Raw genomic sequence first — 14,211 nt, 5'->3', positions numbered from 1 at the left:
AACTCCTGTCTACCACTAAACAGGAGTTTTTTTTATGTCTTGCTTTTTTTTCCATATATAAACCGTAAAAGCATTTGTAAAAGCTAAGATCCACAAAACCGGACTTGTAAAAAAGCTTTCGTAACTCCTGCCGTTTGGAATTTCAACATAAGGGACTGTTATAAAAACATCTAGAATTAATGCTGTAGCAGACATTATAATTCCTAATTGTAAACCACTAATTTTATATTTTTTCAGATAATAAAACTTAGCCGCTCCAATGGCAAAAAATACAATAAAAATTGTGGTAAGGATTGACTGCCATAAAAAAGATTCTTCTAAAAAATAGACTTTTTCTAATACATAAAAGGAAAGACTTACTGCGATCCAAACTAAAATTCCCGAAAAAAAGGCTCTAAAAAATCGCATGATCTTAAACTTTTAGATTCCAAATTCCAGTCTTGGCAGTTTCTTTTGCATAAAGGCTGAAATCCTTCGCTTTTCGTCCAAGTACATTTTCAATATCTTGAGTAATGTGAGAGTTTCTTCCGTCTAATACTTGTTCAAACAGATAATTTACGAGCCAAATGTGATCTTCAGGAACCTGATATTCTCGTAACATCTGTGTATATTCTTCGAGAGATAAACTTTGAAAAGTTATATTTCTGTCGCTGGCTTCTGCAATTTCATTTACAGCCTGTTTAAAAGTCAATAATCTTGGACCAGTTAATTCGTAAGTTTTTCCGTTATGGCTTTCATTCAAAAGTACAGTCGTTACAACATCGGCAATATCATCGGCATCCGTAAAAGGTTCAAGCGCTTCAACTCTTGGCAGTGCCGTAAATCCAGCCAAAATTGGCTCTAAGAAAAAGCTTTCGCTAAAGTTTTGATTAAACCAGCTGGCACGTACAATTGTCCAGTTATGAGCATTTGTTTTTACAATTTCTTCGCAAATTTGAGCTTCTTTTTCGCCTCTTCCAGAAAGAAGCACCATTTTTTGCACACCATTTTTTGTCGCGAGTTTTGTGAAATTTTCTATCGCTTCTGCAGCAGAAGGAATAGCTAAATCGGGTTGAAAAGTAATGTACACCAAATCAATATTTTGAAGTACTGCATTCCATGTTTCAGGTTTTTCCCAGTCAAACGGAATTTTTTCATTTCGTGAACCTAAACGAATTTCAACATCCGAATTATTTTGCAATCTTTCAACAACTCTGCGTCCTGTTTTTCCATTAGAACCCAAGACTAAAATTTTCTTCTTGTTCATATCAATATCTTTTTAAATGAATACTGATACAAAGTTGATTAGATTAAAAAGGAATCATTTGTTTGAAAAGAATTATGATTTGTTTGAAAAGAACTGCTGTTTTACATCATTTGGACGTTGACCGAATTTTTTCTGAAATGCATTCGAAAACGAACTTAAACTTTCATAACCCACTTCCCATGCCGATTCTTGTACTGTTTTTTCGCTTTCGCGCAATAATTCATATGCCTTATTAAGTCTTTCTTCCTGCACATATTTAAAAACAGGAATACCAAAAAGCTCCTTAAAATTCTTTTTTAATTTATTACTGTTTAAACCAACCATTTGAGATAATTGAGTAATTGAAGGTGGTTTTGAATAACTGTTTGTGACAATCTCTTTTGCTTTGAAAAGTTTGTTTTTGTCTATTTCAGAAAAATCGGCTTTTGTTTCAGAAGTTAAAAGAGCAAAAAAATGAGCTAAGAGTTCATTAATCTGACTTCTTAAAAACAAAAGTCTTGTATTGCCGCTGTAAGTAGTGTTGAATATTTTTTGAACGGCAAGCTGCATGTCGAGTGTCATATAATAAGACGGACCTTTTACAAAATGCTCTTTCGGATTTAATAATTGCGGCAGATGATTTTCAAAAATTTCTCTTTCAGCCTGCGGAAGGGAATTTAAATGTTTCGGTTTTGTAAAAATACTGATAGACTGTAAAGGTTTATCAGGTTCTATTTTATGTGAGAATTCTACTTTTTGATTACCAAAAAAACAAATGGCAAGACCTGTTGTGTTTACCAAATATTTAGTTTGATCATTATGCTTGATCTCTAATTCGACATTACCAGAACCATAAAAAGCAAAACCCACTGCATCGCCGTCGATTTCGCATTTTTGAATTATTGTTTTTGTGGTATTAGATTGTTCTATCAGCACAATAAAATCGTTCAGTTCTATAATATCTGTTGTCATAGCAGGAAGATATAGTTTTGAAAAAGTAGGATAAGGTACTATTTATTTTTTAATCCTGTATTTTAGGAGTGTTTCGTTTGTAAGCAAAATAGAAGTGACAGTAAATTTATTTTTATAGATTTAAAGAAATTAGCTGCATGAAAAATGGTTTTAACATTTTAATTTTAAGAGTAAATCTATTAATGTTTTGCTAAAATTTTTAGGAAATTCTTTTTTTTATTTTAAAAAACTTGAAAAATTTACATTTTGAAAGCTGTATTTTTAGATTATTTTAAAAGAGCTGTAAAATTGGTGTAAATCAAAAATAAATGTTAAAATGACAACTAAAGTTCTTGGGGCATAACAAATTAAAAATATTCAAATATTTTATTATGTTTGCTGAAACTTACCTTTTCAAACTAAAATCAATTGTCAAAACCAGACCTAAATCAAGATGTCATTTTAATAGACCGCTTACGTAATGGGGATGAAACTGCTTTAACTGAATTGTACAATAAGTTTTGGCAGTCTTTATTTATGTCTGCGTATAATGTTTTGAAAGATAGAGAATTGTGTGAAGATATTATTCAGGATATTTTCATGAATATCTGGCACAACCGCGAAAAAATAGAAATTCATATTTCACTAAAAGGCTATATGTATGCCTGTGCGAGATATCAGGTTTTTAATCATCTGAGAAAAAACAAAGACAAAGTTCATGTCGAACTTTTTGATGATTTAGAAAAACGTTTCTTATCTACAACTCCAGAAACACAGTTAATGCACGACGAACTTGTGCAGCAGCTTAATTTAATAATTGCAGGACTTCCAGAAAAATGTCAGGCCGTTTATAAATTAAGCCGAGAAGAACAGCTGAGTCATAAAGAAATTGCTGAAAGGCTTAATATTTCTACAAAAACAGTCGAAAATCATATTACAAAAGCCTTACATACCATCAGATCTTCGATGGGTGAAAGTATGAGCATGGCTATGATTTTATGGCTGTCAAAAAATATCTTTTAGCAGCAAAACAAAAATGCAGTGAATGGGGTAGTGATGCGTGATTTTTCTTCTTTTTTACTTTTTTTTCAAAAAAAATCAAAAAAATACAATTTGGACTAGGGGGTATGTTCCTTTTTGGTTACTTATCTTATATACTCCCGAAATAATACAATAAAAAATGAAAAAAGAGGATTTCTTACTGTTACTAAATAGATATCTTTCCGGTGATACCAATCTCGAGGAGAATAATAAATTATTGAATTATTACGAAAGTTTTCAAACAGATAATGAATGGGATAAAACTCTGGGAGCTAAAGACGAACTAGAATTTAAAATGAGAACTCGTCTTCAAAATGCCATCCAAGCAGAAGAAAATAGAGTAGTTCCTATGCAGCCTTTTTATACTACGACTAAATTTAAATTTATGGCAATGGCCGCGTCGCTGTTACTATTGATTTCTATTTCTTTAATTATAAATAAAATAAATCCTCTTAAAATAGAAACTCCTGCAGTTGCTCATAAAGAAATTTTAATAGGAAGCGATAAAGCAACGCTGACATTAGAAGATGGTTCTGTAATTGCATTAGAAAAAGGGAAATCGTATACAAAAGGAAATGCTGCCAGCAACGGAGAAAAACTAGTTTACAATTCAAATGGGAAACCTGCGGCAAGCGCCAATAATCTTTTAACGATTCCACGAGGCGGGCAGTTTTTTGTACAGCTTGCTGACAGTACGAAAGTATGGCTGAATTCGGAATCGCAATTAAAATATCCTGTTGCTTTTGTCGATGGCGAAACCAGACAAGTAGAACTAGTTTATGGAGAAGCCTATTTTGAAGTATCGCCAAGCACAAAACACAAAGGTTCGAGATTTAAAGTAAAAACTCAAGAGCAGAATGTTGAGGTTATTGGAACCGAGTTTAATATTAAGGCTTACAAAGACGAACCTGCTATTTATACCACTTTGGTAAAAGGAGTAGTTGCTGTGAGCAATGCTGCACAAAAACAAATTTTAACTCCAAACAAGCAGTCTAAAATAACGGAGTACAACGGAAATATTGCAGTTTCTGAAGTGGATGTTTACAATGAAATTTCTTGGAGAAAAGGATTGTTTGTTTTTAAAGGAATGCCGCTGAAGGATATTGCAAAAGTATTATCAAGATGGTACGATGTAGATATTGTATTTGCAGATCCTGCACTTGGCAATGTTAAGTTTAACGGGGTTTTAAATAAAAATCAAAAATTAGAAGACATATTAACCACCATCAAGAATATCAATTTTATTAATGCCTATGAGAAAAAAGATAATAAGATTATAATCAAATAAAAAAAAGAAAAGGGATTAAAGTTTAGACCTCTCACCGTACTGCGCTTTATCCCTTTCTGTGTATTAATCAGTAAGTCAGTTTTATTAACCAACCAACCAATTAACATGTAAATTTATGAAATTTAAATTAACCAGTGCCTATTTCTATTTTAGAAAGAGGATAATTATTAACATTATGAGAACTTTTATCTTCTTGTTTTGTACTACAATTTTTGGTTTTTCTCCCGTAAATCTATTTTCACAAAACACAAAAGTTGTAATTGCCGCTGATAAAACGGTGTCTGTAGATGAAGTTTTTGACATTATTACAAAACAGACCAACTATACTTTTATTTATCAGGAAGATTTATTTAAAAAATTGCCTAAAGTACATCTTAAAAAAGGAAAAATCCGAGTGAATGACCTTTTAGAAAACACCTTTTCTAGTAAAGATTTTGATTTTAGTTTTTCAAATGGAAATACAATTATAGTTAGAAAAGTACCAAAAGAAAATGAACTTGTTTTTCAGTCAAAATTGATTGAAATAAAAGGTACTGTTACTAATGATAAAGGAGATCCTATTCCAGGTGTAAATATCAAAGTAAAAGGTACCGGCGCAGCCACTCAAACTGATTTTGACGGAAAATACAGTATTACAGCTCCAGAAGACGGACAAGTTTTGTTTACTTATATTGGACATCGTGCGCAAGTTGTTGATGTTAACAAAAGAAAAGTAATTAACATTAAACTTTCTGAAGAAAGAAATGAATTAGAAGGTGTTGTTGTTAATACCGGAGTTACTGTACGTAAAAAGGAATTGATTACTGGAGCAGTTTCAACCTTTAGAGGTGAAGAATTAAGACAGATTTCTACACAAAATGTGGTTCAAGCTTTAAAAACTTTAGACCCTTCTTTTATTGTTTTGAACAATAATATTGCAGGTTCTAATCCAAATGTATTACCTGTAATTGAGGTGAGAGGGCAAACGAGTTTGTCTGTTAATCAGGTAGACGATCAGTTTAAAGAAGATCCAAATCAACCGTTGTTTATTTTGGACGGATTTCCAACTACTTTACAGCAGATTGTTGATTTAGATATTAACAGAATTGCAAGCGTTACTTTGCTTAAGGATGCTGCTTCTACAGCATTGTACGGTTCACGTTCAGCAAATGGAGTTGTTGTTGTTGAGACCAATAAACCAGTTCCTGGACAACTACAGCTTTCTTATGTTTATAATTCCTCTTACGAATTTGCTGATTTGAGTGTTTATAATTTAATGAATGCAGAGCAAAAACTAGAATTCGAAAGAATTTCGGGAGCATATACGCCAAATATTGGAACTCCTTTACCAACTGTTTATAAATGGAATGACGTTTATAACCAGCGTTTGGCAGCAGTACGTCGTGGTGTTAATACCTATTGGCTTAACGAACCCATTCAAATGGGGTTAACATCTGGACATAGTTTAACCATTGGCGGAGGATCAGAAGAATTTCGATTTAATTTGGCCGGAAATTACAAAACCGTTTCAGGAACTATGAAAGGTACTGAACATAATACCTGGGGTTATAGTGCCAATATAACATACAAACGAAAAAAATTAAGTATCAATAATAATTTATTGGTTTCAGGAGCTGACAATCAGGAATCTCCTTATGGTGATTTTGCGACTTGGGCAAAAGTGAGTCCATACTACGAAAAATATAATGAATATGGTGTGGCAACCCGCTATTTAGATGGATCTTCATCACCATTGCCGCCAGGCGAGATGATTATTAATCAGCCAGAAAACCCTTTGTACAATGTTAGATTGAATAGTTTTAATAAAAGCGGCGAATTTAATTTTACGAACAACTTTGCGCTTAATTACGATTTCAATCCGCATATAAAAACAACTGCCGCAATTTCTGTAACAAGAATTGATAAACAGAAAACAGAGTTTATTTCGCCGGATGATACACGATATATATTAGATATTCCATCTGAGAAAGGAAAATATAGAAGAAGAGATTATTTGACTAATAAATGGAATGCAAACATTGGAGGCACGTATTCAAATGTTTTCAATAATGTTCATTCTGTAAATTATACAATACGAGCTTCGGCATACGAAACAAATTATGATGCTTACGGTTCTATCTTAAGAGGATTCCCTTTAGGAGTTCCTGGAAAGCCGTCTTTTGCTTTTGGATTTGAAAAAAATTCACAGCCGTATGTCGATAATGAATTAGTTAGAAGTGTTGATTTGACTAACCAGGTTAACTATGCTTATGACAGAAAATATTTGTTTGATTTTACTCAGACAATTTCAGGAGCGACAAACTTTGGAACCAATAAAAAATATTCACCGTATTGGGGTGTTGGTATAGGATGGAACATCAACAATGAGTTCAAGATGGATCAAAATATTATCAACATTTTTAAAGTTCGTGCCAATTTTGGACAAACAGGAAATCAAAATTTGGTAGGATATGCATCTCATGATATTTATGCATACGATCCTAACACTAATATTTTTGGAGCGGGATTAAATATTATTCAATTATCAAATGCTGATTTGGAGCCTCAAAAAACAGAAGATTTATCTTTAGGTTTAGACTTGGCAATGTTTAGAAATAGATTTACAATGACTTTGGGAGCTTATAAGCGTCAGACTTCACCACAAATTGTTGCTATAGATCTTGCTGCTTCGACAGGAGTAACTGCTTATCCTTTAAATGTGGGTTATATCACTACCCGTGGATTAGAACTAAAAGCAAATTATAATATCATCAGCAACTTAAGACAGAATATTATTTGGGGTATCGGATTAACAGCAACCACAAATGAAAATGAATTAGGAGGTTTTAATAATGCACTGGCTTCTTTAAATGATGCTGCTAAAAAAACAACAAGTCTTACCAGATATTATGATGGTGCCAGTACAAATGATCTTTGGGCAGTACCTTCATTAGGAATTGATCCTGGAACAGGACGAGAAGTTTTCTTAAAGAAAAACGGAGAAACCACTTTTGTATTAGATAAAAAAGATGAGGTTGTAATGGGGAATTCAAGAGAAATAGCTACAGGAGTTGTTTCTACAACTTTTAATTATAAGAACTTTAATATCGGAGTTTTTATCCGTTATAGTTTTGGTGCAGATCGATTTAATACAGCATTGTACAACAAAGTAGAAAATATCAATTCAGATAATATTTTTGAAAATCAGGATGCAAGAGCATTTTTAGATCGTTGGACGACACCAGGACAAATGGCTCAGTTTAAGGCAATCAGTATGACTAGTGTAACTCCTATTTCTTCCCGTTTTATTCAAAAAGACGATTTTATAGCCGGAGAAGCTCTTCGTATAGGATATAGAGTGACCAACAGAGAATGGCTGAAGAAATCAGGGATGGCCGGATTAGGATTTAATGCGTATGCCAATGATTTTTTCAAAGTTTCGACTATGAAAGCCGAACGAGGGATCAGCTATCCTTTTTCAAGAATTTTCTCTTTAAGTCTAAGCGTAACATTTTAATAGCATTATTATGAATCAGTATTTAAATAAAATTGCATTATCAATCCTGATAGCGTTTTCGGCAGTAAGCTGCAGTAATTTTCTGGATGTGGTGCCTCAGGATAAAATTTTAGAATCTCAGATATTTCAGGATGAAGCTGGAATGCAGAATGTGCATAACGGACTTTATATGATGCTGGCATCTGATGAGCTTTATGGCCGACAACTTACAATGGATGCAGTAGATATTTTAGGGCAGCAATACAATATGCCGTCTTCGCATACAAAAACTAAAATGGCTTTATACGCTTATGCGGAAGCCAATCCAAAAAAAGTTTTCACAGAAATTTGGCAAAAAGCTTTTACTACAATTCTGTCGGCTAATAAATTTCTGGAAAGTCTGAAAGAGCATAGTGGAATTGTTTCTCAGGAAAAAGCAAATCTTTTAACAGGTGAAGCAATTGCAATACGAGCCATGCTGCATTTTGATATGCTGAGATTATATGGCCCAATCTACAAAGTAGATCCTTCTATGCCTTCAATTCCTTATTATGATGCACCTGCGACTTCAAATAATCCAATTTTGTCAGCAAAAGATGCAATGAGCAAGATATTGGCAGACATTGATGCGGCATTGACGCTGTTAGAAAAAGACCCAATCCTGACAACTGGAAAGTACAAAGCTACTAACGACTATAATGCAAATCCTTATTATTCTCAAAATAGAGGTATGAGAATGAATTATCTTGCTGTAAAATGTTTAAAAGCACGTGTACTTTTATACGCTGGAGATAAAACCGGAGCATCAACAGCAGCAAATGAAGTGATTAACTTTACAAAATCGACGACGTTTTTCCCTTGGACTGCATTTTTAGATGCTACAAATCCCGCAAATCCCGACAAAATTTTTTCTTCAGAGAACTTCTTTGCTTTAAGTGATTACACTTTGTATAAAACACAAGAAGATTTATTTGATTCTAAGTTAGGAGATGCGATGATTTATGCTCCATTATTGAACAGATTAAATACTGTTTTTGAGTCAAATGATAATGATTACCGAAGCCTGCCGAGTTGGAAGATTCCTGTTGTGGGTGGAAAAACACAAAAAACATTTTTTAAATATGCAGATGTAGTAGAAACTAGAATGGTTTTTCGCTTGCAAATCCCAATGTTCAAGCTTTCAGAAATGTATCTAATTGCGGCAGAAACCGCACCAGTATCAGCAGATGGTATCGCTTTACTAAATACGCTTCGTTATAACAGAGGATTAACAAACTTAGCTGGTACAGCAGTTTTGGCGACAGAAGTTACTAAAGAATACAGGAAAGAATTTATGGGCGAGGGACAGTTGTTCTTTTATTATAAAAGAAATAATACCACTGCAATACCAAATGGTTCAGCAGCTTCCGGAAATATTACAATGGGAGCGCTTCAATATGTTGTGCCTTTGCCAGATGCCGAAATCAACTTTCAATAATTTAAAAAGATAAACATGAAAAAAATATTGATTTTAAGCTTTGCATTTTTATTCTTTTTAGGATTTACTTCATGTAATCAAGAAGAAATAGAAAACTATCACAATACAGATAATATTTATTTTTCGCCATCTGTTTTTGCAATTCCAGCAAACGGGATGCTAATTACTACAGATAGTACAGGATTTAGTTTTGCACTGGATAAAGCAGCAGTAGTAGATCGTATTTACAAAATTCCTATTAGAGTACAGGGAAAGGTAAGTGATGTCGACAGAAAAATAAAAGTTGCAATCGATTCAAAAAGTACAGCCATAGAAGGAACTCATTTTAAGCTTCCTGATAATATTGTCATGCATGCCGGTAAAGAAGTTGATTCAATTGAGGTGAAAGTATACAGAACTGCCGATATGAAAACGAATAGCTTTTTGCTGATCTTAAATTTAGAAGAAAACGAATCGTTTACTACTAATATGAAAAGCAAGGTAATCAATTTTCTTACCAACAAAACGATGAGTCATATTTCATATAAACTAGCATTTGATGATAAATTATCGCAGCCGCCAGGATGGTTTGCCGGCTTTTTAGGAGTTTTTACAGCAAAGAAATTTTTCTTAATGTGCGATTTAATGCATTTAGAACCAAGTATGTTTAATCAGAAACTTGGATCATCGGGGTTGACAATTCCAGATATACAGTATTATCAAAACTACATGAAACGCTATCTGGCAGATCAAAAGGCAGCGGGAAACATTATTTATGAAGATGATGGAAAAGAAATGATCTTTCCGTAAAACGCATTCATTTTAAACTAAAAAATATAACAAGATGTTAAAAAATATAAAAATTCATTTAGCTCTTTCGGCATTGCTTGTTTTGATTTGCAGTTGTGCCGATGATGAGGGAAATTACAATTATAACGAAATCAACGAAATCAAAGCAACAGGAATAGAAGAATCGTATACTGCTTATACGGGTGAAAAACTTAAAATTACACCAAATTTAAATGCGACCTTAGATGATAGTACCGATCCTGACCGCTATACTTATGAATGGGTAGCTGTTAATCCGGTAAAACTTGTAATGGACTCTAAAACTGTAATAGGTACAAATAAAAATTTTGATGCCGAATTAAAGTTACCACCTGCAAAATATGCCGTTTATTATTTTGTAAAAGACAAAGTTACCGGAATAACTTGGAAGCATGAGCCTTTTACTCTAAATGTTGTTTCTGCCATTTATGAAGGTTGGATGATTATTGGTGATGCCGAAGGAAAACCACGTCTGGATATGATATCAATTCTTCCTGGCGTAGCAACGCCTCGTATTATTACAGATGTATTAGATGCTGCAGGTTCAGCTCTTAAGTTAACAGGAAAAGCAGTAGATGTAGAATGCTTTAATCAGCCCATATCTTCGCCATTAATTTATGGAGTTTATGTAACCACAACAGAAAACGGAACAGCAAGACTAGATCCGGATTCTTTTGGATGGACACAAGCACAAAATTTAGCATATGAAACCGTAGGAGGATCGCTGCCTACCAATTTTGGAGTCGATTTTATGAGATCTAGCGCAAGCGGCGAAAATCTAATTTACAGTAAAGGAGATATTTACTACTATTATAGAGTATTGCAAATAAAATACGGTCTGCCCCAAAACAAATTAGAATCTGAAACTAAAACTTTTTATGCAGCGCCATTTATTGCAGAGAACGGTGGTACGCTTGGAACGCCAGTTTTTTATGATCAGACAGCCAGACGATTTGTAAGATACTCCGCTTCAAAAGGTACCTGTGCACCAATGCCTCCTGTTACAGGTTCAGATAACTCTTTAGATTGGAATAATACCAATTCTGATTTGATTTATATGACGACTTCTGCTTTCAATCAAAGCGAGAACTTTGCAGTTCTGAAAAACCTAAGCAGTGGAAAATTCAATTTGCTTCGTTTCAATAGAGCTTTGGCACAAGTGTATTACAAGGAAATTTTGAATGCACCTGATTTTGATAAAGCAACAAAATTTGCTGTGAGTCCAGATTCTGGATATTTGTTTTATGCAGTTGGAGGCAAATTATATGAGTATGATAACGGAACCCAAACGGCTAAATTGATGCTGGATAAAGGTGCGGAAGAAATTACCTATATCAATTTCAATCCAAGAGCTACTAATAAAACTAAATATTTGATTGTTGGAAGTTATGGAACAACCGGAAAGTTAGAACTCTATGAAGTTCCTCCGGTAAATGGTAATTTAATTTTATTAAACAAATACGAAGGTTTATGCAAAATTGTTGATGTTGCATACCGCGGTAGATAACTAAAAACCTTAAATAAAGCCGAATGAAGAGCAAAATTCATTCTTCATTCGGTTTCTTAAAAACCACATCTTATGAAACGTTTTTTTAAAATCGCAAGTGCAGTTTTGCTGCTTGCCTACTCTTCTATTGCCTTAAAAGCACAGACACAATCAACTGACGAAAGTTGGGAATTAGCCAAAAAACAAGCCCAAACAGAGAAAAAATTAATCTTTGTCGATTTGTATTTTACCGGATGTATGCCTTGTGCGCAAATGGACAAAGACGTATTTCCAAATCCTAAAGTTGCTGCAATTTTAAGTGCTGATTTTGTGACTTTCAAATCCGATATTCTTAAAGAAGAAATCGGTAAAAAACTATGTATGAAGTATGGTGTTACCGGATTTCCGACTTTTTTATTTATGAATGCAGATGGAAAAGTAATTGATATTGAAAGCGGTTTTCAAAACGTAGAACAATTCACAACTTTACTGCAAAATGCAAAAGAAGCAGCTAAAAAAGGAATTTTCAAAAAGTATAGTACGAAAATTCAAGAAAAAGAGTATCCTGATTTTTACAAAGAGGCTTATTTGAACGGAAAAAGAAATGTTTCTTTTGAAACTGCGGATGCCTATTTAAAAGCACAGCCTTCATTAAGTGCCGAAGTTCCTTTCGTTATTATTAGCGGTTTAAGAATCGGACGTCAATACGATGATTTTTATTTAAAGAATGCAAAACAGCTTTATAAAGATTACGGTTCTGGAAGTGTGACCAATCATGTATTTACCATTTTACAGCGTAAGAAAAAAGAATTCGAAAAAGCGAATGATTTACCAGCTTTCAAAAAATTACTTGAAGAAATGAAACCGCTTTATTCTACGGAAGACTGGACAAAATTTGAGGGTATTTTGTTGAAAGATTTTGGAGTAGAAAAAGTGGTTGTTAATCCTTCTTCTTTACAAAAGTAAATCGAAATGAAAAAGATATTTTTATTTTCAATATTGATTTTTGGATATTCAGTTTACGCTCAAAACAGCGTTCAAAAATCTATTGAATCTTTTGAAAAAGCTTTCCAAAATAAAAATTATAATGATATAAAAAATCTTCTGGCGCCTGAATTTACAGTAGGCGCTGGAGATTCTTCCTCAAATGAATTTTATTTAAATACTATTTTTAATGCTTTTCCAGTTTTGGATTCTATCCAAATTGGAAAATCGGCAACAATTAAAGACGAAACTTTTGTTTCGGCTGATTTTTGTTTTAAAGGAAAAGAAAAGAAACCCACTCAAGTAGTTTTCAATAAAGAAAACAAAATACGCTATGTTACTTTTTTTGACGGATTATACAGAGTAGATCGAAATGCTGAGGTAAAAAAAATGGTCAGTATTCCGTTTCAAATTATCGAAAACGGAATTGCCATTAAAATAAAATTAAACAAAGCCGATCGCGAATTTTTAATGCTTTTTGATACAGGCGCAGACGGAATGGCTTTAAATCCAGACAGCGCTTACAAAGCAGGAGTTGTAGTTACAAAAAGCAAATCGGCATCTGTAGTCGGCGGAAGCCAGCAAGTACAATATTCAGCAGATAATACCATTTTTATTGGCGATCAGGTTTTAAAAAATCAAGGTTTGGTCATTTTTCCAAAACATGGCGTTTACGACGGATTATTTGGCGCCAATTTATTGCGCAACTATATCACATCTGTCAATTTTGATACGATGACAATTGATTTGTACAATTTTGGAAATTTCAATTATTTGGGAAAAGCAAAACCATTAGTTTTTGATTATAAATCAGGGCTTCCGGTAGTAAAAATGAATCTGACGTTTGAAGATAAAAAGACAGTCGAAGGCAATTTTACTTTTGATACCGGCGCGGGTTATGACTTAATTGCATACGGACCTTTTAATCATAAAAATAATCTGGAAAACAGTTTAAAAACAGAATACACATCTGTTAATTACAGTTTAGGAAAGCAAACTAAAATTGTAGGCGGCGCAATACCAAATGTTGTTATTAATGGAAATAATTTTTCAGATGTAACAATTGCAGTTCAGGAATATGAAGAAGCCAATAAAAACTGGGCGTACGCCGATGGATCTTTGGGGATTGATTTAATAAAACGTTTCAATTTTACAATTGATGTACTCCATAAAACGGTTTATTTGGAACCAAATAAAAACGTTAAAAAGAATTTTTCATTTTATATCGCCGGACTTGATTTGGATTTTGACGAAAACCAGAATCTTATAGTAAAACGAGTTATAGACCAGCAAAATGAGGACTTGAAGCAAGTCAAAATTGGAGCAAAAATCACTCAGATTAATGATTTTGAAGCGAAAGATTTATTGAAACCAGAAAATCTTAAAAAACTAAAAAATAATAAAGAAAGTAAAGATCTGATTATCGAACAAGGTGATCAGTCGATGCGTATTTCAATTTAAAACAATCAAAAAACAA

Annotated in this window: 11 protein-coding genes; 8 read left to right on the top strand and 3 right to left on the bottom strand. The window is 33.3% G+C overall.

Annotation, left to right across the window (positions count from 1 at the left end):
- Window positions 1-15 precede the first annotated feature (15 nt).
- The 3 genes from NLG42_RS23375 to NLG42_RS23365 all read right to left on the bottom strand — a co-directional run bounded on the left by NLG42_RS23375 (window position 16) and on the right by NLG42_RS23365 (window position 2,197).
- Complete coding sequence (locus tag NLG42_RS23375; protein WP_257682576.1) at window positions 16-408, bottom strand: DUF5367 family protein; 393 nt, start codon at window positions 406-408, stop codon at window positions 16-18.
- A 4-nt stretch (window positions 409-412) separates the two neighbouring features.
- Window positions 413-1,246 carry an NAD(P)H-binding protein gene (locus tag NLG42_RS23370; RefSeq protein WP_257682575.1) on the bottom strand — a complete coding sequence of 278 codons (834 nt, stop codon included), beginning with the start codon at window positions 1,244-1,246 and terminating at the stop codon, window positions 413-415.
- 72 nt (window positions 1,247-1,318) lie between these two features.
- Window positions 1,319-2,197 carry a helix-turn-helix domain-containing protein gene (locus NLG42_RS23365; protein WP_089058624.1) on the bottom strand — a complete coding sequence of 293 codons (879 nt, stop codon included), beginning with the start codon at window positions 2,195-2,197 and terminating at the stop codon, window positions 1,319-1,321.
- Window positions 2,198-2,605: 408 nt separating this feature from the next.
- Here NLG42_RS23365 and NLG42_RS23360 point away from each other — a divergent pair, with 408 nt between their 5' ends.
- The 8 genes from NLG42_RS23360 to NLG42_RS23325 all read left to right on the top strand — a co-directional run bounded on the left by NLG42_RS23360 (window position 2,606) and on the right by NLG42_RS23325 (window position 14,195).
- Complete coding sequence (locus NLG42_RS23360) at window positions 2,606-3,199, top strand: RNA polymerase sigma factor (protein ID WP_089058625.1); 594 nt, start codon at window positions 2,606-2,608, stop codon at window positions 3,197-3,199.
- Between the two features lie 157 nt (window positions 3,200-3,356).
- Window positions 3,357-4,505 carry a FecR family protein gene (locus NLG42_RS23355; protein WP_257682574.1) on the top strand — a complete coding sequence of 383 codons (1,149 nt, stop codon included), beginning with the start codon at window positions 3,357-3,359 and terminating at the stop codon, window positions 4,503-4,505.
- A 115-nt stretch (window positions 4,506-4,620) separates the two neighbouring features.
- On the top strand, window positions 4,621-8,001 hold the full coding sequence (locus NLG42_RS23350; RefSeq protein ID WP_257682573.1) for a SusC/RagA family TonB-linked outer membrane protein: 3,381 nt from the start codon (window positions 4,621-4,623) through the stop codon (window positions 7,999-8,001).
- A gap of 10 nt (window positions 8,002-8,011) precedes the next feature.
- Complete coding sequence (locus NLG42_RS23345) at window positions 8,012-9,457, top strand: RagB/SusD family nutrient uptake outer membrane protein (RefSeq protein WP_257682572.1); 1,446 nt, start codon at window positions 8,012-8,014, stop codon at window positions 9,455-9,457.
- A 15-nt stretch (window positions 9,458-9,472) separates the two neighbouring features.
- Window positions 9,473-10,246: a DUF4843 domain-containing protein gene (locus NLG42_RS23340; protein ID WP_257682571.1), complete on the top strand. Its 774-nt coding sequence runs from the start codon at window positions 9,473-9,475 to the stop codon at window positions 10,244-10,246.
- 34 nt (window positions 10,247-10,280) lie between these two features.
- On the top strand, window positions 10,281-11,771 hold the full coding sequence (locus tag NLG42_RS23335) for a PKD-like family lipoprotein (protein ID WP_257682570.1): 1,491 nt from the start codon (window positions 10,281-10,283) through the stop codon (window positions 11,769-11,771).
- Window positions 11,772-11,843: 72 nt separating this feature from the next.
- Entirely contained in the window at window positions 11,844-12,716 is an 873-nt protein-coding gene (locus NLG42_RS23330; protein ID WP_257682569.1) for a thioredoxin family protein, read from the top strand.
- A 6-nt stretch (window positions 12,717-12,722) separates the two neighbouring features.
- The gene (locus NLG42_RS23325; RefSeq protein WP_257682568.1) at window positions 12,723-14,195 is read left to right on the top strand and encodes a retropepsin-like aspartic protease; all 1,473 of its coding nucleotides are present in this window, start codon (window positions 12,723-12,725) and stop codon (window positions 14,193-14,195) included.
- Window positions 14,196-14,211: the final 16 nt, after the last annotated feature.

This window comes from Flavobacterium plurextorum, assembly GCF_024638035.1.
Classification (GTDB): Bacteria; Bacteroidota; Bacteroidia; order Flavobacteriales; family Flavobacteriaceae; genus Flavobacterium; species Flavobacterium plurextorum.
The sequence above is the reverse complement of the archived record's forward strand: the minus strand, read 5'-3'. Positions and strand labels throughout refer to the sequence as shown.

Excerpts from the sequence above, each read along its gene's own strand:
- NLG42_RS23375 (WP_257682576.1), bottom strand. The coding sequence starts at position 408 with ATGCGATTTTTTAGAGCCTTTTTTTCGGGAATTTTAGTTTGGATCGCA.
- NLG42_RS23370 (WP_257682575.1), bottom strand. The coding sequence starts at position 1,246 with ATGAACAAGAAGAAAATTTTAGTCTTGGGTTCTAATGGAAAAACAGGA.
- NLG42_RS23365 (WP_089058624.1), bottom strand. The coding sequence starts at position 2,197 with ATGACAACAGATATTATAGAACTGAACGATTTTATTGTGCTGATAGAA.
- NLG42_RS23355 (WP_257682574.1), top strand. The coding sequence starts at position 3,357 with ATGAAAAAAGAGGATTTCTTACTGTTACTAAATAGATATCTTTCCGGT.
- NLG42_RS23350 (WP_257682573.1), top strand. The coding sequence starts at position 4,621 with ATGAAATTTAAATTAACCAGTGCCTATTTCTATTTTAGAAAGAGGATA.
- NLG42_RS23345 (WP_257682572.1), top strand. The coding sequence starts at position 8,012 with ATGAATCAGTATTTAAATAAAATTGCATTATCAATCCTGATAGCGTTT.
- NLG42_RS23340 (WP_257682571.1), top strand. The coding sequence starts at position 9,473 with ATGAAAAAAATATTGATTTTAAGCTTTGCATTTTTATTCTTTTTAGGA.
- NLG42_RS23335 (WP_257682570.1), top strand. The coding sequence starts at position 10,281 with ATGTTAAAAAATATAAAAATTCATTTAGCTCTTTCGGCATTGCTTGTT.
- NLG42_RS23330 (WP_257682569.1), top strand. The coding sequence starts at position 11,844 with ATGAAACGTTTTTTTAAAATCGCAAGTGCAGTTTTGCTGCTTGCCTAC.
- NLG42_RS23325 (WP_257682568.1), top strand. The coding sequence starts at position 12,723 with ATGAAAAAGATATTTTTATTTTCAATATTGATTTTTGGATATTCAGTT.